The organism is Ensifer sp. GW101-20A05 (genome assembly GCF_059424735.1).
Genome location: NZ_JBWKZT010000007.1, coordinates 17987 through 38172 on the forward strand (window position 1 = coordinate 17987; position 20186 = coordinate 38172).

General features: G+C 62.1%; 25 protein-coding genes. 14 read left to right on the forward strand and 11 right to left on the reverse strand.

The annotated features are described in order from the left end of the window. The first annotated feature begins 24 nt into the window (after nt 1–24). From aroQ to AC070A_RS18415, 5 genes are all read left to right on the forward strand, one after another. Nucleotides 25–471, forward strand: a complete 447-nt coding sequence (gene aroQ / locus AC070A_RS18395; protein WP_057252265.1) for a type II 3-dehydroquinate dehydratase — start codon at nt 25–27, stop codon at nt 469–471. A 25-nt stretch (nt 472–496) separates the two neighbouring features. Further along, nucleotides 497–982 (forward strand): acetyl-CoA carboxylase biotin carboxyl carrier protein, encoded by a 486-nt coding sequence (gene accB, locus AC070A_RS18400; protein ID WP_057252266.1) that lies wholly within the window; start codon nt 497–499, stop codon nt 980–982. Between the two features lie 12 nt (nt 983–994). Then, on the forward strand, nt 995–2338 hold the full coding sequence (accC, locus tag AC070A_RS18405; protein WP_057252267.1) for an acetyl-CoA carboxylase biotin carboxylase subunit: 1344 nt from the start codon (nt 995–997) through the stop codon (nt 2336–2338). A 10-nt stretch (nt 2339–2348) separates the two neighbouring features. Continuing rightward, complete coding sequence (gene aat, locus AC070A_RS18410; RefSeq protein WP_057252268.1) at nt 2349–2963, forward strand: leucyl/phenylalanyl-tRNA--protein transferase; 615 nt, start codon at nt 2349–2351, stop codon at nt 2961–2963. A gap of 123 nt (nt 2964–3086) precedes the next feature. Next, nucleotides 3087–4016 carry a DUF2167 domain-containing protein gene (locus AC070A_RS18415; protein ID WP_057252861.1) on the forward strand — a complete coding sequence of 310 codons (930 nt, stop codon included), beginning with the start codon at nt 3087–3089 and terminating at the stop codon, nt 4014–4016. Nucleotides 4017–4084: 68 nt separating this feature from the next. On the opposite strand, the gene AC070A_RS18420 is transcribed toward AC070A_RS18415, so the two are convergent. The 5 genes from AC070A_RS18420 to gatB all read right to left on the reverse strand — a co-directional run bounded on the left by AC070A_RS18420 (nt 4085) and on the right by gatB (nt 7758). Further along, on the reverse strand, nt 4085–4537 hold the full coding sequence (locus AC070A_RS18420) for a DUF2155 domain-containing protein (protein WP_057252269.1): 453 nt from the start codon (nt 4535–4537) through the stop codon (nt 4085–4087). Between the two features lie 125 nt (nt 4538–4662). Further along, nucleotides 4663–5058 carry an NADH:ubiquinone oxidoreductase subunit NDUFA12 gene (locus tag AC070A_RS18425; protein ID WP_057252270.1) on the reverse strand — a complete coding sequence of 132 codons (396 nt, stop codon included), beginning with the start codon at nt 5056–5058 and terminating at the stop codon, nt 4663–4665. A gap of 108 nt (nt 5059–5166) precedes the next feature. Next, nucleotides 5167–5637: a GNAT family N-acetyltransferase gene (locus AC070A_RS18430; RefSeq protein ID WP_093232281.1), complete on the reverse strand. Its 471-nt coding sequence runs from the start codon at nt 5635–5637 to the stop codon at nt 5167–5169. Nucleotides 5638–5751: 114 nt separating this feature from the next. Further along, nucleotides 5752–6252 (reverse strand): GNAT family N-acetyltransferase, encoded by a 501-nt coding sequence (locus AC070A_RS18435; protein ID WP_057252271.1) that lies wholly within the window; start codon nt 6250–6252, stop codon nt 5752–5754. A gap of 3 nt (nt 6253–6255) precedes the next feature. Beyond that, entirely contained in the window at nt 6256–7758 is a 1503-nt protein-coding gene (gene gatB, locus AC070A_RS18440) for an Asp-tRNA(Asn)/Glu-tRNA(Gln) amidotransferase subunit GatB (protein WP_057252865.1), read from the reverse strand. 158 nt (nt 7759–7916) lie between these two features. Here gatB and AC070A_RS18445 point away from each other — a divergent pair, with 158 nt between their 5' ends. After that, nucleotides 7917–8225, forward strand: a complete 309-nt coding sequence (locus tag AC070A_RS18445) for a DUF1294 domain-containing protein (RefSeq protein WP_112995485.1) — start codon at nt 7917–7919, stop codon at nt 8223–8225. Between the two features lie 179 nt (nt 8226–8404). After that, on the forward strand, nt 8405–8659 hold the full coding sequence (locus AC070A_RS18450; protein ID WP_057252273.1) for a YjhX family toxin: 255 nt from the start codon (nt 8405–8407) through the stop codon (nt 8657–8659). Nucleotides 8660–8900: 241 nt separating this feature from the next. Here AC070A_RS18450 and AC070A_RS18455 read toward each other — a convergent pair whose 3' ends face one another. From AC070A_RS18455 to AC070A_RS18470, 4 genes are all read right to left on the reverse strand, one after another. Next, nucleotides 8901–9299, reverse strand: a complete 399-nt coding sequence (locus AC070A_RS18455) for a GNAT family N-acetyltransferase (RefSeq protein ID WP_244495674.1) — start codon at nt 9297–9299, stop codon at nt 8901–8903. Nucleotides 9300–9381: 82 nt separating this feature from the next. Beyond that, the gene (gene gatA, locus AC070A_RS18460; RefSeq protein WP_057252275.1) at nt 9382–10863 is read right to left on the reverse strand and encodes an Asp-tRNA(Asn)/Glu-tRNA(Gln) amidotransferase subunit GatA; all 1482 of its coding nucleotides are present in this window, start codon (nt 10861–10863) and stop codon (nt 9382–9384) included. 51 nt (nt 10864–10914) lie between these two features. After that, a complete protein-coding gene (gene gatC, locus AC070A_RS18465; RefSeq protein ID WP_057252276.1) occupies nt 10915–11202 on the reverse strand; it encodes an Asp-tRNA(Asn)/Glu-tRNA(Gln) amidotransferase subunit GatC in 288 nt (95 codons plus the stop codon). Between the two features lie 109 nt (nt 11203–11311). After that, complete coding sequence (locus AC070A_RS18470; RefSeq protein ID WP_057252277.1) at nt 11312–12016, reverse strand: metal-dependent hydrolase; 705 nt, start codon at nt 12014–12016, stop codon at nt 11312–11314. An 81-nt stretch (nt 12017–12097) separates the two neighbouring features. Between AC070A_RS18470 and ruvX the strand changes: the two genes are divergently transcribed. Continuing rightward, nucleotides 12098–12583, forward strand: a complete 486-nt coding sequence (gene ruvX / locus AC070A_RS18475) for a Holliday junction resolvase RuvX (RefSeq protein WP_057252278.1) — start codon at nt 12098–12100, stop codon at nt 12581–12583. Here ruvX and AC070A_RS18480 read toward each other — a convergent pair. After that, nucleotides 12529–12870, reverse strand: coding sequence for a DUF6105 family protein (locus AC070A_RS18480; RefSeq protein ID WP_057252279.1), 342 nt, complete (start codon nt 12868–12870; stop codon nt 12529–12531). The genes ruvX and AC070A_RS18480 overlap by 55 nt on opposite strands. A 126-nt stretch (nt 12871–12996) precedes the next feature. Here AC070A_RS18480 and AC070A_RS18485 point away from each other — a divergent pair, with 126 nt between their 5' ends. After that, nucleotides 12997–13212, forward strand: a complete 216-nt coding sequence (locus tag AC070A_RS18485; protein WP_156414687.1) for a hypothetical protein — start codon at nt 12997–12999, stop codon at nt 13210–13212. 31 nt (nt 13213–13243) lie between these two features. After that, entirely contained in the window at nt 13244–14179 is a 936-nt protein-coding gene (locus AC070A_RS18490) for an AEC family transporter (protein ID WP_093232273.1), read from the forward strand. A gap of 95 nt (nt 14180–14274) precedes the next feature. Here the strand turns inward: AC070A_RS18490 and AC070A_RS18495 are convergent, their stop codons facing one another. Beyond that, nucleotides 14275–15927: an acyl-CoA dehydrogenase family protein gene (locus AC070A_RS18495; RefSeq protein ID WP_113479286.1), complete on the reverse strand. Its 1653-nt coding sequence runs from the start codon at nt 15925–15927 to the stop codon at nt 14275–14277. 157 nt (nt 15928–16084) lie between these two features. Between AC070A_RS18495 and AC070A_RS18500 the strand changes: the two genes are divergently transcribed. Genes AC070A_RS18500 through dprA form a run of 4 tightly spaced genes read left to right on the forward strand, consistent with a single transcriptional unit; the run spans nt 16085 to nt 20105 of the window. Then, on the forward strand, nt 16085–17026 hold the full coding sequence (locus AC070A_RS18500; protein ID WP_057252282.1) for an aspartate carbamoyltransferase catalytic subunit: 942 nt from the start codon (nt 16085–16087) through the stop codon (nt 17024–17026). Further along, nucleotides 17023–18315 carry a dihydroorotase gene (locus AC070A_RS18505; RefSeq protein WP_057252283.1) on the forward strand — a complete coding sequence of 431 codons (1293 nt, stop codon included), beginning with the start codon at nt 17023–17025 and terminating at the stop codon, nt 18313–18315. Before AC070A_RS18500 ends, AC070A_RS18505 begins: the two co-directional genes overlap by 4 nt. A gap of 30 nt (nt 18316–18345) precedes the next feature. Then, nucleotides 18346–18957: a glycerol-3-phosphate 1-O-acyltransferase PlsY gene (gene plsY, locus AC070A_RS18510; RefSeq protein ID WP_057252284.1), complete on the forward strand. Its 612-nt coding sequence runs from the start codon at nt 18346–18348 to the stop codon at nt 18955–18957. Further along, nucleotides 18957–20105, forward strand: coding sequence for a DNA-processing protein DprA (gene dprA / locus AC070A_RS18515; RefSeq protein WP_057252285.1), 1149 nt, complete (start codon nt 18957–18959; stop codon nt 20103–20105). The genes plsY and dprA overlap by 1 nt, the downstream gene beginning before the upstream one ends. Nucleotides 20106–20186 lie beyond the last annotated feature (81 nt).

A 20186-nucleotide genomic window follows, 5' to 3' on the forward strand; every position in this document is an offset into this window, starting at 1 on the left:
TCCATCACCGGACCGGAATCCCTTATGCCATCGACCATTTTCGTGCTGAACGGCCCCAACCTGAATGCGCTGGGCAAGCGCGAACCGGGTATTTATGGCGGCCAGACGCTCGCCGATATCGAGGCCATGTGCAAGGCGGAGGGCAAGACGCTCGGTTTCGAGGTCGATTTCCGCCAATCGAACCATGAGGGCACGCTGGTCGACTGGCTGCATGAAGCCGGCAACGTCGCCGCCGGCGTGGCGATCAATCCGGCGGCATACGGCCATACGTCGATCGCACTTCACGACGCCATCCGCGCCATCGGCATTCCAGTCGTCGAACTCCACCTCTCGAACATCCATGCGCGCGAGGAATTCCGTCACAAGTCGATGATCGCGCCGGCTGTCAAAGGCGTCATCTGCGGCTTCGGTGCCCAGAGTTACATTCTTGCGCTGCATGCGCTAAAGAACCTGACACATCCGTCGAAATAAAAAGAACACAAGAGGCTCATATTCCATGGCTGACAAGAAACCAGGTATCGACCAGGCGCTGATCCGCGATCTCGCCAACATTCTCAAGGACACCGATCTGACCGAGATCGAAGTCGAGCAGGACGACTTGCGCATTCGCGTCTCGCGCAACGGCACGCCGGTTGCAATGCCGATGGCCATGCCGCAGATGCCGGCCTACCAGTTCCCTGCCGCAGCCGCAGCGGTTGCCCCTGCAAACGCTGTCGCCGCTCCCGCCGCCGAGAGCGCCCGCGCATCGAAGAACGCCGTGACCGCACCAATGGTCGGCACCGCCTATCTGTCTCCGGCACCGGGCGCCCGCCCCTTCGTTGAAGTCGGCGCCACCGTCAAGGAAGGCCAGACGATCCTGATCATCGAAGCCATGAAGACGATGAACCAGATCCCGGCTCCGCGCTCGGGCAAGGTCACCGAGATCTTCGTCCAGGACGCAGCCCCCGTCGAATATGGCGAACCGCTGATCGTAATCGAATAAGGCGGCGTGGCGATGATCTCGAAAATTCTCATTGCCAATCGCGGCGAAATCGCCCTTCGCGTGCTCAGAGCCTGCAAGGAGCTCGGCATTGCTACGGTTGCCGTTCATTCCACGGCCGACGCTGACGCCATGCATGTGCGCCTCGCCGACGAGAGCGTCTGCATCGGCCCGCCGCCTTCGCGCGATAGCTATCTGAACATTCACCAGATCGTCGCTGCCTGCGAAATCACCGGCGCCGATGCCGTGCACCCGGGCTACGGCTTCCTGTCGGAAAACGCCAAGTTCGCCGAAATCCTGGAAGCGCACGACATCACCTTCATCGGCCCGACGGCGGAGCACATCCGCATCATGGGCGACAAGATCACCGCCAAGAAGACGGCGCAGGAGCTTGGCATCCCGGTCGTTCCGGGTTCCGATGGCGAAGTGAAGCCGGAAAACGCGCTTGAAGTCGCCCGCAAGATCGGCTTCCCGGTGCTGATCAAGGCAACAGCCGGCGGCGGTGGCCGCGGCATGAAGGTCGCTCGCTCCGAGGCTGACCTCGAAGAAGCCGTCTCGACTGCCCGCGCCGAGGCGCTTGCTGCCTTCGGCAACGACGCCGTCTACATGGAAAAGTACCTCGGCAAGCCGCGCCACATCGAGATCCAGATCGTTGGCGATGGTGCCGGCAACGCGGTGCACCTCGGCGAACGCGATTGCTCGCTGCAGCGTCGTCACCAGAAGGTTTGGGAAGAAGCAAACTCCCCAGCCCTCAACGTCGACCAGCGCATGAAGATCGGCCAGGTCTGCGCCGACGCGATGAAGAAGCTGAAGTACCGCGGCGCCGGCACGATCGAATTCCTCTACGAAAACGGCGAGTTCTATTTCATCGAAATGAACACCCGTCTTCAGGTCGAGCATCCGATCACCGAAGCGATCACCGGCATCGACCTCGTGCACGAGCAGATCCGCGTCGCCTCCGGCGGCGGCCTCTCGGTCAAGCAGGAAGACATCGTGTTCTCCGGACACGCCATCGAGTGCCGCATCAACGCCGAGGACCCGCGCACCTTCGTCCCCTCCCCGGGCACGATCACGCATTTCCATGCTCCGGGCGGTCTTGGCGTACGTGTCGATTCGGGCGCCTATCAGGGCTACCGCATCCCGCCGTACTACGACAGCCTGATCGGCAAGCTGATCGTGCACGGGCGTACCCGCGTCGAATGTATGATGCGTCTGCGCCGTGTGCTTGATGAATTTGTCATCGATGGCATCAAGACCACGCTTCCGTTGTTCCAGGACCTGATCAATAATCAGGATATTGCCAACGGCGACTACGATATCCATTGGCTGGAAAAGCATCTGGCCGCCACGTCCGAGTAAGGACCGTACATTGAAAGGGACGCGCAGCAAGCAGCCCGACATTACACCGGACATGCTGCTGCGCGCCTATTCGATCGGCCTGTTCCCTATGGCCGATTCGGCCGATGACCCCGAGCTTTTCTGGGTCGAGCCCGAAATTCGCGGCGTTATCCCGCTCACGGACTTTCACGTCTCCCGCAGCCTCGCCAAGACGATCCGCCGAAAACCCTTCGACATCCGCTTCAACACCGCCTTCGAAGCAGTGATGGAAGGCTGCGCCGCCCCGGCCCCTGACCGCCCGACGACCTGGATCAACAACAAGATCCGCACCCTCTACGCAACGCTGCACACGATGGGTTACGCCCACAGCGTCGAGGCCTGGGAGGACGACCTGTTGGTCGGCGGCCTCTACGGTGTCTCGCTCGGCTCGGCATTTTTCGGCGAAAGCATGTTTTCAAGGCGCACCGACGCCTCAAAGATCTGCCTTGTGCATCTGGTGCAGCGCCTGCGTGCCCGAGGCTTTGAGCTGCTGGACACCCAATTCACGACCGAGCATCTGAAATCTTTCGGTGCGGTCGATGTGCCGAAGGCCGAGTACGAGATCATGCTCGGCAACGCGATGAACTCGCCAGACCTTTCCTTCTAGAGCGTCTTCCCGCTTCCAGTGATTCCACTTGAGAGCGGGATACTCTTCGTTGGATATCTCCACCTGGAGATGTACTTCGCTCACATGTTCATCCACAGTTCAACCGTTTTCGAGGGCACATGGATGAACAAGTTTATATTGGCATTGTCGGTTTTCATGGCTTCCAGCGCGATTGCGGAAGCAAAGACATATCGCGAGATGTTCGGCAGCGAACCGAACCTGTCGCCTGAGTACTCGGCCATCGTCGGGTCGCTTGATTTCAAGCAGGGCAAGGTCTCGCTGCCCGCAGCCCAGGCGCAGCTCGATATTCCAGCGGAGTTCTATTTCCTGGATCCTGCCGACACAAAGAAGGTCCTTGTCGACCTGTGGGGCAATCCTCCGGGCTCTGCCGAGGGTCATCTCGGCATGGTGTTTCCCGCCAAGTATGCGCCTGACGCCGACAAAGCCTGGGGATCGGTCATCGATTACCTGAAGGACGGTTACGTCTCGGATGCGGATGCGCTGACCACCGATTTTACCGAACTGCTGGCACAGCTGAAGGAAGCGTCTGCCGAAAACAACATCGAGCGCGAGAAGCAGGGCTACGATCCGATCACGCTGGTCGGCTGGGCCTCCCCTCCCCATTACGATCTGGCAACGCACACGATGCATTGGGCACGCGACCTGATCTTCGGCAAGGATCCAAACGCGCCCCATACCCTGAACTATTCTGTTCGCATCCTCAGCCGCGAAGGCGTGCTGCAGATGAACTTCGTTTCGGGGCTGGAGCAGCTCGACGAAATCAAGTCGGGACTGCCGGGTGTTACGGGCATGGTGCAGTTCGACGCCGGGCAGGCCTACGCGGACTTCAAGGAGGGCGATGCTGTCGCGGCCTATGGAATGGCGGGCCTTATTGCAGCCGGCGCCGGCGCCAAGGTCGCCGCCAAGGCCGGCTTGCTTGCCGTCGCGCTGGCCTTTCTGAAAAAGGGCGGCGTGCTGGTCGTGATTGCAGGTGCTGCGGCTATGCGTTTCTTCAAGGGCCTGTTGGGCCGCAAGGAACCGCCAAGCGCATAGCGCCAAGGTGATGAGGTAGATCGATTACGGGTTAGGCTGCCGCTCTTATGTCCGGCAGCCTCAGCGAATTACTGCTTCGCCGCGGTATCCGGTGGCGGCAGATCGGACGTCGCCTTGCAGGACTGCAGCCAGACGTCATAGACCGGATGCTCCACAGCGTTCAGGCCCGGGCTATCGGCAAACATCCAGCCTGTAAAGATGCGGCGGATCTTGCGGTCGAGCGTGATCTCCTCGACCTCGACAAAGGTCGTGATCTTTTGCGCTTCGGTATCATCGCGGCTGTAGCAGACGCGCGGCGTCACCTGGAGGGCGCCGAACTGGACCGTCTCGCCAATATAGACGTCGAAGGTGGTGATGCGGCCGGTGATCTTGTCGATGCCGGAGAAGACAGCGACGGCATTGGAGAGGCGCGCCGCGTCAACGGCTCCCGCCGAGGCGATCAGCGGCAAACCGGCAAGCAGGGACAAGCCCAACCGCCGTGCTCCTTGGCCGATTGCTTTGCGCAGATCAGAACCTGCCATTGTCGCCTGTCTCCCGCGTGCCCTGTTCATCGTCGATGGATTTCAGGCGCTAACCATCAATTGTGGCCGCGCCGTGATCGAGGAACCTATTCCGCGGCCCGTCGTCGTCTCTGAGAACAGATTATTCAGGAGCCAGGCGTCCAGGCGTCGTAGTCGCCGGTCACGCGCGGACGCTTGCCGGTGGCTGCAATCGAGCCCTGCGGGCGGTAGGCGCTGGCCGTACCGGTCGGGTTCGCGCGATGCGGCTTCTGCCATTCGCGCGGCGTGTATTTCTCATCGGCCGGCGAGACGTCGGTTCGGTGATGCATCCAGCCGTGCCAGCCGGCCGGAATGGCGGAGGCTTCGGCATAGCCATTGTAGATCACCCAGCGGCGGGTGCGGCCTTCTGAGTCCTTGCCGCCCTGATAGTAGACATTGCCGAGTTCGTCTTGACCGACCCGTTGACCATGGCGCCAGGTGTGAAAGCGCGTTCCGATCGTCTGTTCGTTCCACCAGGTGAAAATCTGCAGCAGGAGCTTCATGGATGCCGTCCTTGACCGGCCGTTGGGAAGGCGGCCAGATACCAAAACTATGTTCCCGCTTATGCCCCGCCGCTCATGGCTTGTCCAGTGATTCCGAGGCAAAGGCCGTCATTTCAACGGCATGAGGAAGCCGAAGTGACTGCGCGTGAAGCCGAGCCGCTCGTAGAAACGGTGCGCGTCGGTGCGCACAGCATTGGACGTCAGCCGGACCTTCTTCGCTCCTCGGTCGCGAGCCTCGGCGATCGCGTGGCGCATCATGCGTTCGCCGATCCCACGGCCACGCATATCCTCGCGCGTCTGAACCGCTTCGACGATCAGGCTCGAGCTGCCGCGACCGGAAAGCGACGTATGCAGCGCCGTCTGAAAGGTACCGACGATCTCCCGGGCAAGAACCGCGACAAAGAGTGTCTGCAGCGACGAGGCTTCGATTTGTTCGAAGGCGGCGACGTAGTCTCCGAAGGCTTCCGGAGCGGTCGTATCGCCATGACCACCGAGCTGATCATCGGCAAAGAGTGCCACGATGGCGGACAGATCTTCGCGCTCGGCCTTGCGGATCAAGAGTTCGGCTATCGCGTCCATGGTTCCCTCGGCTCGCTTCGTTCATCGACGGCGGACCAAGCACTGCAGTGCAAAGGTTTCATGACAGAGCCGCCCCCGATGAAGTTATCCACAGGGAGCTGCCAGGACTTGCACTTAGCCGAGAAGCCGCTTTTCCAGGATGATCGCCGGCAGACCGGATTGCTCGTCACCATGGTTGGCCGTCTCACCGACCTCGGCGAAGCCATGCGTTCGATAGAAGGCAAGCGCGTGCAGGTTCTGCGGCTCGACTTCGACGCGCATGCGCTCGGCATCCGGGAAGCAGGTTTCGAGCTCGGCGAAGATGTCGCGGCCGATGCCCTGCCGCTGGAACTTCGGCAGCACATAGAGCTGATGCAGCACGGCAGTCTTGGCTTGCGTGTCGGACATGGCCGCAAAACCCATGCCGCCGATCTGGCGACCGTCATCTGCGACCAGGAACTCGGCGTTCTTGCGCGCGACCCGCGCTTTCAGCGCCGGCAGCGAATGCCAGCGCTCCGTCAGTTCGTTGACCTTCTCGACGCCGTAGAAGGTGTCGTAGGTCGCATGCCACGTCTCGACCAGCAGGGCGCGAACCTTTTCGAGATCACGCTCGCTGGCCGTCCGCACGAAGAACATCGCTTATTCCTCGATGCCGAGCTTGGCCTTCACGAGGGCCTGCACGGCCTGCGGGTTGGCCTTGCCGCCCGTCGCCTTCATCACCTGACCGACGAACCAGCCGGCAAGCGAGGGCTTGGCCTGGACCTTGGCGACCTGGTCCGGGTTGGCGGCGATGATCTCGTCCACTGCCTTTTCGATGGCGCCGGTGTCCGTCACCTGCTTCATGCCGCGGGCTTCGACGATCTCGGCCGGGTCGCCACCTTCGTTCCAGATGATCTCGAAGAGGTCCTTCGCGATCTTGCCCGAGATGGTCTCGGCCTTGATGAGATCGATGATGCCGCCGAGCTGAGCCGGGGAAACGGGAGTCTCTTCAATGGCTTTGCCGGCTTTGTTCAAGGCGCCGAGCAGGTCGTTGATGACCCAGTTCGCGGCGATCTTGCCATCGCGTCCTTCGGCTACAGCCTCGAAGTAGTCCGCGATCGACTTTTCGGAAACGAGCACCGAGGCATCGTAGACCGAAAGGCCGAGGTCTCGAACGAACCGGTCCTTCTTGTCGTCGGGCAATTCCGGCAGATCGGCCTTCAACGCTTCAACGAAAGCATCGTCGAACTCCAGCGGCAACAGGTCCGGGTCCGGGAAGTAACGGTAGTCGTGCGCGTCTTCCTTGGAGCGCATCGAACGGGTCTCGCCCTTGTTCGGATCGAACAGGCGGGTTTCCTGATCGATAGAGCCACCATCTTCGAGGATGCCGATCTGGCGGCGCGCCTCGTACTCGATTGCCTGGCCGATGAAGCGGATTGAGTTGACGTTCTTGATCTCGCAACGGGTGCCGAAGCCCTCGCCCGGACGGCGCACGGAAACGTTGACGTCGGCGCGCATGGAACCTTCGTCCATGTTGCCGTCGCAGGTGCCGAGGTAGCGCACGATCGAGCGCAGCTTCGTCATATAGGCTTTGGCCTCATCCGACGAACGCATGTCCGGCTTGGAGACGATCTCCATCAGCGCCACGCCCGAACGGTTGAGGTCGACATAGGACATGGACGGATGCTGGTCGTGCATCGACTTGCCGGCATCCTGCTCGAGATGCAGCCGCTCGATGCCGACCTCGACGTCCTCGAACTGGCCCTGGCGATCAGGGCCGATCGAAATCATGATCTTGCCCTCGCCGACGATCGGATCCTTGAACTGGGAGATCTGATAGCCCTGCGGCAGGTCCGGATAGAAATAGTTCTTGCGGTCGAAGATCGAGCGCTTGTTGATTGCGGCCTTGAGGCCGAGACCGGTGCGCACCGCCTGCTTCACGCATTCCTCGTTGATGACGGGCAGCATGCCGGGCATGGCGGCGTCGACCAGCGAAACGTTGGCATTCGGCGCATTGCCGAACTCCGTCGAGGCACCCGAGAACAGCTTCGAATTGGAAAGCACCTGGGCATGGACTTCCATGCCGATGATGACTTCCCAGTCGCCGGTGGCGCCGGGGATGAAGCGTTTCGGATCGGGGGTGCGGACGTCGACAATGCTCATATCATGCTCTTCTTTGAAGCCTGAATTCTTGGTTTCTCGGTAGAACAATTGGTCCGCCGGTGCAAGTTGTTCGGCAGCATGCGGCCGCATCTCCGGACAGCCGCGCGTTGGGAGCGCCGCTTAACCATCGTTTAGCACCCTTGCGCCAAGATTTGCCGATGTCCACCGCCACCGCACTCGCCTTGTACGCAGCCTACATCAACATCTTAAGCTTCGGGCTGTTCTGGTTTGACAAACGGGCGGCGCGCGCGGGCCGTTGGCGCATCAGCGAACAGACGCTGTTGACGATTGCTTTTCTCGGCGGAAGTCCGGGGGCGATGGCTGCCCGGCACATATTTCGCCACAAGACACGCAAGGAACCATTCAGAACCCGGCTGGCGCTCATCATCGTCTTTCAGGTGGCAGCCGCGGCGTTCGGCACCCTGGCGTTGCAGGGGCATCTTGACGCGCTCGCGAACGTCTTTTAGGAAAGCACCGTCTTTCTGGAGTTTTGATGTTCTCGTATTCGCCTGAGTCCCGGTAAGGGCCCGTCCCCGCAATCTTCCTTTGATTGCGCGCACGGGCCGGAAACGTCACCCCGCTTTCCCAGTGATTTGCGGAACGTTTTCCTGCGTTCTTCCGAACGCTTTTCCGGAACATTCAGACAATGGACATCTCGCGCGCAGAACAGCGCATTCTTCATCATTTGGCCCAGGGCGGCCGCATCGAAATCATCCGCGAAAGCAAGGCGATCACCGAGATCCGCTGCTTCACCCGTGACGGCTGGGTCTACCCCGGCTTCGACCTGGAGCTCTTCCGCAAACTGAAGCGCAAGAAGGCGATATCGTCTTCCGGCGGAAATCCCTATCGCATCACGGAACGCGGTTTGCAGCTCGTGCGCTCCGAATTCAACAACCGCTGAGCGGCTGAAACGGCGATAACGGACATCGAACGATGTCCGGTATCGCCGGCGCTTCACGCAAGGTGAAGCGACGAGAAGCCTCATCTTGCATCAATACCGGAAGCTGCGCATTTCCGGGTGGCAGCCGTGCACGGATATGCGCAGGGTCGGCGGTTCTAGTCTTGCTCGGTGAGGACTTTGCTCAGACCGATAAACTCGACATCACTGTCGAGTTGCGGGGCGTAGGCGGTGGAAAGCCAACTCACGCCGTAGCCGCGGTTGCGGAAAAGGTCACGGCTCGGTCGTTGCGCGCATGGGTCTTGGTGGTGGCGACATCGAACCCGTCCGCAACGATGCAACGCTCGATCTCGCCGAGGAGCAAAGCACCGAGCCCCCTGCCCTGGACTGCCGGCTCGATCCACAGGTCGGATATCGCGTTGTCGAAGTCCTCTCGCGCCACCCAACCGCGAATGCCGCCTTCGGCTTCGATCAGCAAAACAGACAACCAGTGATCGGAAAGAAAACGGAAAAACGAGGCTTCTGCCACACGCCGCATTATCTCACCATCGGCAAGACCGGCAATGGCGGATTGCCAAGCGGCGAGACCGATCGCCGTCAGCCGGTCGACATCGCCGGCGCGGGCATGACGGATGGCGGGCATGACGCGGGCTCCTTCCGCGACAAGAGTGACTGATCGCCTTCAGAAACAGTGGCGGCGCCTGTCCGGCACCGCCATCAAAGCCTTACCACCACTTGGTGGGCGTGAAGCGACCGGCGGCCTGTTCGATGATATGCGCCGTCTTGAACAGCGTCTCTTCCTCAAACGGCTTGCCGATCAGTTGGAGGCCAAGCGGCAGACCCTTGTGGTCGAGGCCGCCGGGAACGGCAATGCCGGGAAGACCAGCCATGTTGACCGTTACCGTGAAGATGTCGTTCAGGTACATCTTGACCGGATCGGACGCCAGGTCCTCGTCGGCGATACCGAAGGCGGAGGACGGTGTAGCGGGCGTCAGGATGGCATCGACGCCGGCGTGGAAGGCCAGTTCGAAGTCGCGCTTGATCAGCGTACGGACCTTCTGCGCCTGCAGATAATAGGCGTCGTAATAACCGGCCGAAAGCACGTAGGTGCCGATCATGATGCGGCGCTTGACCTCCTGGCCGAAACCGGCGGCGCGGGTCTTCTCGTACATGTCGACGATGTCCTTGCCGTCGACGCGCAGGCCGTAGCGCACGCCGTCATAGCGGGCGAGGTTCGAGGAAGCCTCGGCCGGAGCGACGATGTAATAGGCCGGCAGCGCATACTTCGTGTGCGGCAGGGTGATGTCGACGATCTCGGCGCCGGCGTCCTTCAGCCAGGCGATGCCCTGCTGCCAGAGCGCCTCGATCTCTTCCGGCATGCCGTCGACGCGGTATTCCCGGGGAATGCCGATCTTCATGCCCTTGACCGACTTGCCGATGGAAGCTTCGTAATCCGGCACCGGCAGATCGACCGAGGTCGTATCCTTGGTGTCGACGCTTGCCATCGACTTCAAGAGGATCGCAGCATCGCGCACGTCACGGGCGATCGGGCCGGCCTGATCGAGCGACGAGGCGAAGGCGACGACGCCCCAGCGCGAGCAGCGGCCATAGGTCGGCTTGATGCCGACGGTGCCGGTAAAGGCGGCCGGCTGGCGGATGGAACCGCCGGTATCGGTCGCCGTGGCACCGGCGCAGAGATGCGCAGCGACGGCTGCAGCCGAACCGCCGGACGAGCCGCCCGGAACGAGGTCGAGATTGGAGCCCTTGGCGCGCCACGGGTTCTTCACGGCACCGTAGTAGGAGGTCTCGTTCGACGAGCCCATGGCGAATTCGTCCATGTTCAGCTTGCCGAGCATGACGGCGCCGTCGTTCCAGAGGTTCTGGGTCACGGTCGATTCGTAGCGCGGCGCGAAACCGTCGAGGATATGGCTGCAGGCCTGTGTGTGCACGCCTTCGGTGCCGAAGAGATCCTTGATGCCGAGCGGGATGCCTTCAAGCGCACCGGCCTTGCCGGCGGCGATACGCGCGTCCGAGGCTTTCGCCATCTCGCGCGCCTTGTCCGGCGTTACGGCGATGTAGGCATTGATCGCCTCATTGGCGGCATCGATCGCGCCGATGTAGGCATCCGTCAGTTCGACGGCGGTGATTTCCTTGGCGGCGAGTTTCGCGCGGGCTTCGGCAATCGTGAGGCTGATAAGGTCGGTCATGATGAAATCGGGCTTTCGCAATCGGGAACGTCGGGGCGGCAGGGGGTCTGGTTATTCGACCACCTTCGGAACGAGGAAGAAATTGCGATCGGAATTCGGTGCATTGGCAACGATATCGTCGGCCTTGTTGCCGTCCGACACGATGTCCGTCCGCTTCTTCATCTCCATCGGCGTGACCGAGGTCATCGGCTCGACGCCATCGACATTAACTTCGGAGAGCTGTTCGACAAAACCGAGGATGCCATTGAGCTCGCCCATCATCCGCTCGGCTTCCTCTTCGCTGACGGCGATACGGGCAAGGCGCGCAACGCGCTTCACGGTGGCAAGGTCTACGGACATGATCGTCTCCGGTAACTGGAACTTCCCCCGCTATAATGGCGCACGGCGAGCCACGCAACGGGGGAATTGCCGGAGTACCGGACCTCTCGTCAAAAGGCCCGGCGCAACATCAGACCTCGACGACGACGCCGACGTAAGGTGTCTCCACCTTGGTGGATGCACTTTCCATGCCGGCAACGAAGGTCGCGGGGGTCTGGTCGATGATCGGGAACGAGCCGTAATGGCAGGGGATCGCCGTCGAGAACTTGAAAAAGCGCTGGCAGGCGAGTGCCGCCACCGCGCCGCCCATGGTGAAACGGTCGCCGATCGGCACGATGCCGATTTCCGGCTGGTGCAATTCGTTGATCAGCGCCATGTCGGAAAAGATGTCCGTGTCACCCATGTGGTAGAGCGTCGGCTCGTCCTCGAAATGCAGCACCAGGCCATTGGCATTGCCGAGCGAATGGGAAACGCCGTCCTCGGTGAGCTGCGCCGAGGAATGGAGCGCGTTGACGAAGGTCGTTGAAAACGCGCCGAGGTTGATGGTGCCGCCGGTATTTCCCATTTCGAGCGCCTTGACGCCATGCCGCCCGAGCCAGGCGGCGAGATCGGCATTGGCGACCACGGTCGCACCGGTCTCCTTGGCGATCGCAATCGTATCGCCGACATGGTCGCCATGACCATGGGTCAGGAGGATGTGGGTGAGCCCGGCGGTCGCGTCCCTGCGATCCTCGTCCCGGAAGGCGGGATTGCCGGTGAAGAAGGGGTCGATGAGGATTTTGGACTTTGCCGTTTCGATGTGAAAGGCGGCATGACCGAGCCATTTGATCTTCATGACGATCTCCCTGATGATTTGCGTGTCGGAACAGCATATGGAACAGACAGCCCTCCGCGCAAAGATCGAATCGACACCGACATGGCAATTCTCACCATCGAAGAGCTGGCATCCCAGCTTCAACAGAACCAGGCGATCGCCGGGCTCGACCTCGGCACCAAGACGATCGGCCTTTCGGTCTCCGATCTCGGCCGCAGGTTCGCAACACCCCGAGAGGTGATCCGCCGGATCAAGTTCGGGGTGGACGCGGAAGCGCTGCTGTCAGTGGCAGGAAAAGAAAAGATCGCAGCCTTCGTCATCGGCCTGCCCGTCAACATGGACGGCAGCGAGGGACCGCGTTGTCAGGCGACCCGCGCCTTCGTGCGCAACATGGAGCAAAAGACGCCGCTGCCTTTCATCTTCTGGGATGAAAGGCTTTCGACCGTTGCGGCCGAGCGTGTGCTGATCGAAATGGATGTGTCGCGACGGAAGCGGGCCGAACGCATCGATTCGGCCGCCGCCTCCTTCATTCTTCAGGGCGCGCTCGACAGGCTGGCTTCGCTCGCGAGGGACGGCCTTTCGGACTGAGCTACGCCGGCACCGAAACGACGGCGATACCAGGCTGCGATCTCACGGCGCTTGCGAAAGCCGATAATGGCAAAAACCACAAAACTATCGAAGACGATCGCACGCGCGACGAGGGGCGGGATCGTCTCTGGCGGAATGCCGAGGACATGGCCGTAGACCTGGAACACGAGATCATGGGTCTGCCGCGTCAGCATGAAGAAGCCGAAGCTCATGTCGTAGTAGGAGAGACCATACCACGACGTGAGGAACATGACCGGGCAGGCCCAAAGGATCAGAAACCACTTCATGCGGCTCCCCTTTCCGAGATGCGGCGGTAGACTAGCGGATATATGGCGCGGTCTGCCAGCAACAAGGCAAGCAGGACCATCGTTGGGACCGCAATATCCAGCGCCAGTCCGGCGAAAAACATCATCATGATGATCAAAAGACCAGTTCTCACCGAACCGCTCCACTCCGGATCTGTTGAAATTCCTGGTCAATTTCGCGCCTACAGGCAAGGCGTGCAACGTAAACCATTTGTTAAGGTTAATTTTCACAAGCTAGGTTTTCTTGCGCTCACGCTTGCGGTTGCGCCCGATCATTCACCACAAAGCTGCAAGCCCATTCCGGTCTCTGCAAAATTCGGGTAGCGGTATCCCTCCCCCTCGCAGGTCCTCCTCCATGACCGTCGTCTTTGAAAGCATCCTTCCGATCTTCCTGCTGGTTCTGCTCGGCGTCTGGCTCAAACGCTCGACATTCGTCGACCAGAGCCTTTGGCTCGGGCTCGAGCAGTTCGGCTACTTCATCCTGTTCCCTGCCCTGCTGTTCTCGACGCTTGCCCAGGCAGACTTTGCCGGGTTGAAAGCCGACGCGACGGCCATCGCGACGATCGGCAGCGTCAGCCTGATGTCGGCCTTCGTGCTGCTCCTCTGGCCAGTGCTGCGAGACCGGCACGTGTCCGGCGCCTCGTTCACCTCAGTCTTCCAGACCGCAACACGCTGGAACGGCTTCATGGCGCTGGCGATCGCGCAAAAACTCTATGGACCGATCGGCCTGACGCTGACCGCGCTGGTGATGACGCTCGTGATCATCCCCATCAATCTCTACAATATCGGCGTGCTGGTCTGGTTCGGCGGGGGCAATCGTGACTTCAGGCGCTTCTTCGCAAAGATCGCCACCAATCCGCTGATCGTCGCCTCGGTGCTCGGCATTCTCGTCAACCTGGTCGGACTTAAGATCTACGGCCCCGTGATGACCACGATCGAGATGCTGGCAAGCGCCTCGCTCAGCCTCGGGCTGGTGATGGTCGGGGCAGGTTTGCGCGCTTCCGATGCGCTGAAGCCGAGCGCGACGGCGCTGCTCGCGGTCTTCCTCAAGTTGATCGTCATGCCGGTCTTCATGGTGAGCGCGAGCTATCTGCTCGGCATTCGGGGGGACGCCCTGCTGGTCATCGCGCTTGGCGCGGCCGTGCCGACGGCGATGAACGGCTATCTGCTGGCCAAGCAGATGGATGGCGACGCCGAACTCTATGCGGCGGTCGCAACCGTGCAAACGGTCGTCTCGTTCTTCACGATACCACTCGTCCTTTACCTGACGACCTACGTCGCAGGGATCTGACGACGTACATGGCAGCGGACTGACGACGTACGTCGCAGCGGCTGACGGCATACGCCGCCGGGACCTGACGACGTACGTCGCAGGGGGCCGACGGCCTACGCCGCAGGGGGATAGAGAAGATCGAGGATGTAGGCGGAATCGAAGCGCGAATCGAGCATGCCGTAGGTCGAGCGCCATCCGGCAGCCAGTCGCGATTCGAGGAAAGCGTCGGCGATGCGGCCGGCACCGAGACGATAGAGTTCGGCGGCGGCGGCGGCGAGCGCCAATTGCTCGACCAGCATGCGCGCAGCACCCTCGTCCCGTTCGCAGAGCGACATGGCGGCGCGCAACACGTCGATCGTCTTGCGGCCGGCTGGTCCGAGATCGCGCGCCAAAACGACGAAGAGCTGCTCGAAGAGGTCCTTGCCCTTGGCGAGTACGCGCAGCACGTCCAGCGCCATGACGTTGCCGGACCCTTCCCAGATAGCGTTGACAGGTGCTTCGCGGTAATGGCGCGCCAGCGCGCGCTCTTCCACATAGCCGTTGCCGCCAAGGCACTCCATCGCCTCGTAAATCAGTGCCGGGGCGATCTTGCAGGCCCAGTACTTGGCAACAGGCGTCATGATCCGCGCATAGGCCGCGTCTTCAGGGCTGTTGCGGGCCTTGTCGAACGCTTCAGCCAGACGGAACGAAAGGGCGCTTGCCGCCGCCACATCGAGCGCCATGTCGGCAAGCACGCGCGTCATCATCGGCTGGCTCACGAGCGGCTTGCCGAAGACCTTGCGGCCGCGGGTGTGGTGCACGGCTTCGGCAAGCGAGGCACGCATCATGCCTGCGGATGCCAACGCGCAGTCGAGGCGCGTCAGCGTGACCATGTCGAGGATCGTCCGGATGCCGGCGTCCGGAGCGCCGAGGATGAAACCGAACGTGTCGGAGAACTCGACCTCCGACGAAGCGTTGGAGCGGTTGCCGAGCTTGTCCTTCAACCGCTGGAAGCGCAGGCTGTTGGCGCTGCCGTCTTCCAGAAGACGCGGCACGAGGAAACAGGCAAGGCCCTCGCGGGTCTGCGCCAGCATGACGAAGGCGTCGCTCATCGGTGCCGACATGAACCACTTGTGGCCATTCAACCGATAGATGCCCTCGCCTACACGCTCGGCCGTCGAGGTATTGGCGCGGACATCGGTACCGCCCTGCTTCTCGGTCATGCCCATACCGACGGTGACGGCCGACTTCTGCATCCAGGGACGGTTCGTCGAGTCGTATTTGCGTGACAGGATCTTCGGCGCCCATTCCTTCTGCACCGCCGGAGACGCGGTGATCGCGGCAAGCGACGCGCTCGTCATCGTCAGCGGGCAGAGATGGCCGCATTCCAGCTGCGCCGTCAGATAGAAGCGGATGGCGCGTGTCTTGTGCGACTGGTTGCGCTCGTCGGCCAGGTTTTCCCAGGCCGACGCATGCAGGCCCGACGACATTGAGCGGCGCATCAGCGCATGCCAGGCCGGGTGGAACTCGACGACATCGAGACGCTCGCCGCGCGGGCCATGCGTCTTCAGCTTCGGCGGACCTTCATTCGCCATACGCGCCAGTTCCTGCGCTTCGGGCGAGGTGACGTAACGGCCGAGCACATCGAATTCGTCGCGCAGCGTCTTGCTCATCGACGAGGTGATGTCCACCACGAGCGGATCGGAGCGATAGGCGTTGACACCGGACCAGGGCTTGGGCTGGTTCAGCTCGGCGAGTTTCTGTTCAGTCCGGTTCATCTGATTCATGGGCCGGTTCTAGCGCAAGTTTCTCGACCACGGAACGGGGCGCGAAAAAGATAGGATGGCCGTTGCAAGTTTTCTGCGGACGATGACGCCCAAGCCTTGCCGTACCGGGGGCCAAGTCTTATAGAGCGACCACATTTCCAGAGCGCAAGGGCGGCCCATGATCACTTTCCCGCATCGCCACCTGCTCGGCATCAAGGGGCTCACGGAGCAGGATATAACCTATCTGCTCGATCGCGCCGATGAAGCCGTCCAAATCTCCCGTCAAAGAGAGAAAAAGACCTCCACGCTGCGGGGGCTGACGCAGATCAACCTCTTCTTCGAGGCTTCGACCCGCACGCAATCGTCCTTCGAGCTCGCCGGAAAGCGGCTTGGCGCCGACGTCATGAACATGTCGGTCGGCAACTCCTCGGTGAAAAAGGGCGAAACGCTGATCGATACGGCGATGACGCTGAACGCCATGCACCCGGACGTGCTGGTGGTGCGCCATTCCTCGGCGGGTGCTGCCGCACTCCTGGCGCAGAAGGTCTCCTGCTCCGTCGTCAATGCCGGCGACGGTCAGCACGAGCACCCAACCCAGGCCCTGCTCGACGCGCTGACGATCCGCCGCGCCAAGGGTAAGCTCTCGCGCATCATCGTGGCGATCTGCGGCGACGTGCTGCACTCGCGCGTGGCGCGCTCCAACATCCTGCTCCTGAACCAGATGGGCGCCCGCGTGCGCGTCGTCGCTCCGGCGACGTTGCTTCCCTCGGGGATCGCCGAAATGGGCGTCGAGGTCTATCACTCGATGGCCGAGGGCCTGAAGGATGCGGATGTCGTCATGATGCTGCGCCTCCAGCGCGAGCGCATGGCCGGCTCTTTCGTGCCTTCGGTGCGCGAATACTTCCACTACTACGGACTCGATGCGCAGAAGCTGAAGGCGGCCAAGGACGATGCGCTCGTCATGCACCCCGGGCCGATGAACCGCGGCGTCGAGATCGCCTCGGAAATCGCCGACGGCCCGCAGAGCGTGATCGAACAGCAGGTCGAGATGGGCGTTGCCGTACGCATGGCGGTGATGGAAACGCTGCTTCTCTCGCAGAACCAGGGGCCGCGCCTATGACCAGACCACTCGTTCTGAAGAACCTCCGCATCGTCGATCCCTCGCGCAGCCTTGACGAGGTCGGCACTGTCATCGTCGGAAACGACGGCCGCATCCTGGCCGCCGGCGCGGATGCACAGAACCAGGGCGCGCCCGATGGCGCCTTCGTCAAGGACTGCGATGGCCTGACCGCCGTTCCCGGCCTCGTCGATGCCCGCGTGTTCGTCGGCGAACCGGGCAGCGAACATCGCGAAACCTTCGAATCCGCGTCGCGCGCAGCAGCGGTCGGTGGCGTCACCACCTTCATTGCGATGCCCGACACGGATCCTGTGATCGACGATATCGCGCTGGTCGAGTACGTAAAGAAGACGGCGCGCGACAAGGCCCTCGTCAATGTCCATCCTGCCGCGGCCCTGACCAAGGGACTGGCCGGGGAAGAGATGACCGAATTCGGCCTGCTGCGCGAAGCCGGCGCCGTCTGCTTCACCAATGGCCGACGGTCGATCCACGACACGCTGGTTCTGCGCCGCGCCATGACCTATGCGCGCGAATTCGGCGCCGTCATCTCTCTTGAGACCCGCGACAAGTATCTCGGCGCCAACGGCGTCATGCACGAAGGCCTGCTCGCAAGCTGGCTCGGCCTTGCCGGGATCCCGCGCGAATCGGAGATCATCCCGCTCGAGCGCGACCTGCGCATCGCCGGCCTGACGAAGGCCGCCTACCACGCCGCCCAAATCTCGGTTCCCGAATCGGCTGAGGCCATTCGTGCAGCACGCCAGCGCGGCGCCAACGTCACCTGCGGCATCTCGATCAACAATCTGGCGCTCAACGAAAACGACATCGGCGAGTACCGCACCTTCTTCAAGCTTTCGCCGCCCCTTCGCAGCGAAGACGACCGGGTGGCCATGGCCGAGGCGCTGGCCGACGGCACGATCGACATCATCGTCTCCTCGCATGACCCGCAGGACGTCGACACCAAACGCCTGCCGTTTGCCGACGCTGCCGACGGTGCGATCGGCCTTGAAACGCTGGCAGCGGCCGCTCTTCGGCTGTACCACAGCGGCCAAGTTCCATTGATGCGCCTGATCGATGCCATGTCGACCCGCCCGGCGGCGATCTTCGGTCTTAACGCCGGCACGCTGAGGCCGGGCGCCAAGGCCGATATCGCGGTCCTCGACCTCGACGAGCCGTGGGTGCTCTACAAGGAAGCCATCGTCTCGCGCTCCAAGAACACGCCGTTTGAAAATGCACGCTTTACCGGCCGGGTTGTGCAAACCTATGTTGCCGGCAAGCTTGTGCATTCCGCATAAGCCCAAAGCGGTCGCGCGGGAGGGGAACCGGTGGATCTATTTTCCTGGCAGCTTGGGCTGCCCTTGACGTTGTTGAGCCTGGGCTTCGGTTATCTGCTCGGCTCGATCCCATTCGGACTGATCCTGACCCGCATGGCCGGGCTGGGCGACGTCAGAAAGATCGGCTCGGGCAACATCGGCGCGACCAATGTGCTGAGAACCGGAAACAGGAAACTTGCGGCAGCAACATTGCTTCTGGATGCCCTGAAGGGCACCGCCGCGGCCTTCATCGCCTCCTACTGGGGCGTGGAAGCGGGGATCGCCGCCGGCTTCGCCGCCTTCATCGGCCACCTCTATCCGGTCTGGCTCGGCTTCAAGGGCGGCAAGGGTGTTGCCACCTATATCGGCGTCCTGCTCGGCCTCGTTCCCGCCATGGTGCTTGCCTTTGCGGTGATCTGGCTCGCCATGGCGAAAATCAGCCGTTACTCCTCATTGTCCGCCCTGGTTGCAACGGCTATCATTCCGGTACTACTTTACGCGGTAGGGAACGAAAAGGTCGCCCTGCTCTTCGCGGCAATGACCATCATTAGCTGGGTGAAGCATCGCGCCAATATTCAACGGCTGATCGCCGGCACGGAAAGCAAGATCGGGGACAAGGGATAATGTCTGAGGACAGCGCAGGACGAACCGGAGTGGCGCTGACTGAACGACAGAAAATATCCTGGCTGCGGCTGATCCGCAGCGACAATGTCGGCCCCATCGCCTTCAGGGACCTGATCAACCACTTCGGCACCGCGGAAAACGCGCTCGACGCGCTTCCAGAACTATCCCGGCGCGGAGGGACCAAACAGGCCTATCGCGTGGCAACGGTAAGCGAGGCCGAACGGGAACTGGAAGCGGCGCGACGCTGCGGCGCGGTCTTTGTCGGCATCGGCGAGCCAGGTTATCCTTCAGCGCTTCGGCAGATCGACGGCGCTCCCCCTCTCCTCGCGATGAAGGGCGATCTCAAAGCAGCAACCCGCCCGTCGCTCGGCATTGTCGGCTCGCGCAACGCGTCGGCCAGCGGCGCCAAGTTCGCGGCGATGATTGCCCGCGATGCCGGTCGCGCCGGCTATGTCGTCACCTCGGGTCTCGCGCGCGGCATCGATACCGCCGCCCATCGCGCAAGCCTCGAAACCGGCACGATCGCCGCGCTTGCCGGCGGCTTGGATCGGCCCTACCCGCCCGAAAACATCGGCTTGCTGGATGAGATCACCGCTGGCCGGGGTCTGGCGATCAGCGAAATGCCCTTTGGCTGGGAGCCACGTGCACGCGATTTCCCGCGGCGCAACCGGCTGATTGCCGGCGTCAGCCTCGGCGTGACCGTCGTCGAGGCGGCCAATCGCTCCGGCTCGTTGATCACCGCGCGTTATGCCGCCGATTTCGGCCGGCTGGTCTTTGCCGTTCCGGGATCCCCACTCGATCCCCGGTGCCATGGCACGAACGACCTTTTGAAGCAGGGCGCGATCGTCACGACGTCATCGGACGATGTCCTTGAAGCATTGGCGCCGCTCAGCCAGTTCGAGCTACGCTTGCCAAGTGTCAGGGAACCGGAGGGGCATGCGCAACCGAGCACCCCTGCCGCGACCAATGACAGCGACCGTGCGGCCATCATCAATGCGCTTGGTCCGACGCCGGTCGAAACCGACGACATCGTCAGGCACACCGGGCTTTCGCCGGCACAGGTCTACCTTCTTCTCCTAGAGCTCGATCTCGCTGGGCGGCTCGATCGCCACGCCGGAGGACTCGTGTCTCTCACGGCAAGCGAATGAGCACCGGCGATGGCGACCCCGCGGCCGTGAGGAAGCGAGCAGGCACCCATTCCAGATTGCAGATGCGATGCAATCTTGCAT

Bases quoted from the DNA above. Each gene is read 5' to 3' on its own strand.
- AC070A_RS18485 (WP_156414687.1), top strand. From the start codon at position 12,997: ATGATGATCAAAAGACCAGTTCTCACCGAACCGCTCCACTCCGGATCT.
- AC070A_RS18435 (WP_057252271.1), bottom strand. From the start codon at position 6,252: ATGTTCTTCGTGCGGACGGCCAGCGAGCGTGATCTCGAAAAGGTTCGC.
- gatC (WP_057252276.1), bottom strand. From the start codon at position 11,202: ATGTCCGTAGACCTTGCCACCGTGAAGCGCGTTGCGCGCCTTGCCCGT.
- aroQ (WP_057252265.1), top strand. From the start codon at position 25: ATGCCATCGACCATTTTCGTGCTGAACGGCCCCAACCTGAATGCGCTG.
- accB (WP_057252266.1), top strand. From the start codon at position 497: ATGGCTGACAAGAAACCAGGTATCGACCAGGCGCTGATCCGCGATCTC.
- AC070A_RS18445 (WP_112995485.1), top strand. From the start codon at position 7,917: ATGTCCACCGCCACCGCACTCGCCTTGTACGCAGCCTACATCAACATC.
- AC070A_RS18470 (WP_057252277.1), bottom strand. From the start codon at position 12,016: ATGAAGATCAAATGGCTCGGTCATGCCGCCTTTCACATCGAAACGGCA.
- AC070A_RS18450 (WP_057252273.1), top strand. From the start codon at position 8,405: ATGGACATCTCGCGCGCAGAACAGCGCATTCTTCATCATTTGGCCCAG.
- AC070A_RS18415 (WP_057252861.1), top strand. From the start codon at position 3,087: ATGAACAAGTTTATATTGGCATTGTCGGTTTTCATGGCTTCCAGCGCG.
- AC070A_RS18505 (WP_057252283.1), top strand. From the start codon at position 17,023: ATGACCAGACCACTCGTTCTGAAGAACCTCCGCATCGTCGATCCCTCG.
- AC070A_RS18430 (WP_093232281.1), bottom strand. From the start codon at position 5,637: ATGGACGCGATAGCCGAACTCTTGATCCGCAAGGCCGAGCGCGAAGAT.
- AC070A_RS18490 (WP_093232273.1), top strand. From the start codon at position 13,244: ATGACCGTCGTCTTTGAAAGCATCCTTCCGATCTTCCTGCTGGTTCTG.
- AC070A_RS18425 (WP_057252270.1), bottom strand. From the start codon at position 5,058: ATGAAGCTCCTGCTGCAGATTTTCACCTGGTGGAACGAACAGACGATC.
- ruvX (WP_057252278.1), top strand. From the start codon at position 12,098: ATGGCAATTCTCACCATCGAAGAGCTGGCATCCCAGCTTCAACAGAAC.
- AC070A_RS18420 (WP_057252269.1), bottom strand. From the start codon at position 4,537: ATGGCAGGTTCTGATCTGCGCAAAGCAATCGGCCAAGGAGCACGGCGG.
- AC070A_RS18480 (WP_057252279.1), bottom strand. From the start codon at position 12,870: ATGAAGTGGTTTCTGATCCTTTGGGCCTGCCCGGTCATGTTCCTCACG.
- AC070A_RS18495 (WP_113479286.1), bottom strand. From the start codon at position 15,927: ATGAATCAGATGAACCGGACTGAACAGAAACTCGCCGAGCTGAACCAG.
- gatA (WP_057252275.1), bottom strand. From the start codon at position 10,863: ATGACCGACCTTATCAGCCTCACGATTGCCGAAGCCCGCGCGAAACTC.
- AC070A_RS18500 (WP_057252282.1), top strand. From the start codon at position 16,085: ATGATCACTTTCCCGCATCGCCACCTGCTCGGCATCAAGGGGCTCACG.
- dprA (WP_057252285.1), top strand. From the start codon at position 18,957: ATGTCTGAGGACAGCGCAGGACGAACCGGAGTGGCGCTGACTGAACGA.
- gatB (WP_057252865.1), bottom strand. From the start codon at position 7,758: ATGAGCATTGTCGACGTCCGCACCCCCGATCCGAAACGCTTCATCCCC.
- AC070A_RS18455 (WP_244495674.1), bottom strand. From the start codon at position 9,299: ATGCCCGCCATCCGTCATGCCCGCGCCGGCGATGTCGACCGGCTGACG.
- accC (WP_057252267.1), top strand. From the start codon at position 995: ATGATCTCGAAAATTCTCATTGCCAATCGCGGCGAAATCGCCCTTCGC.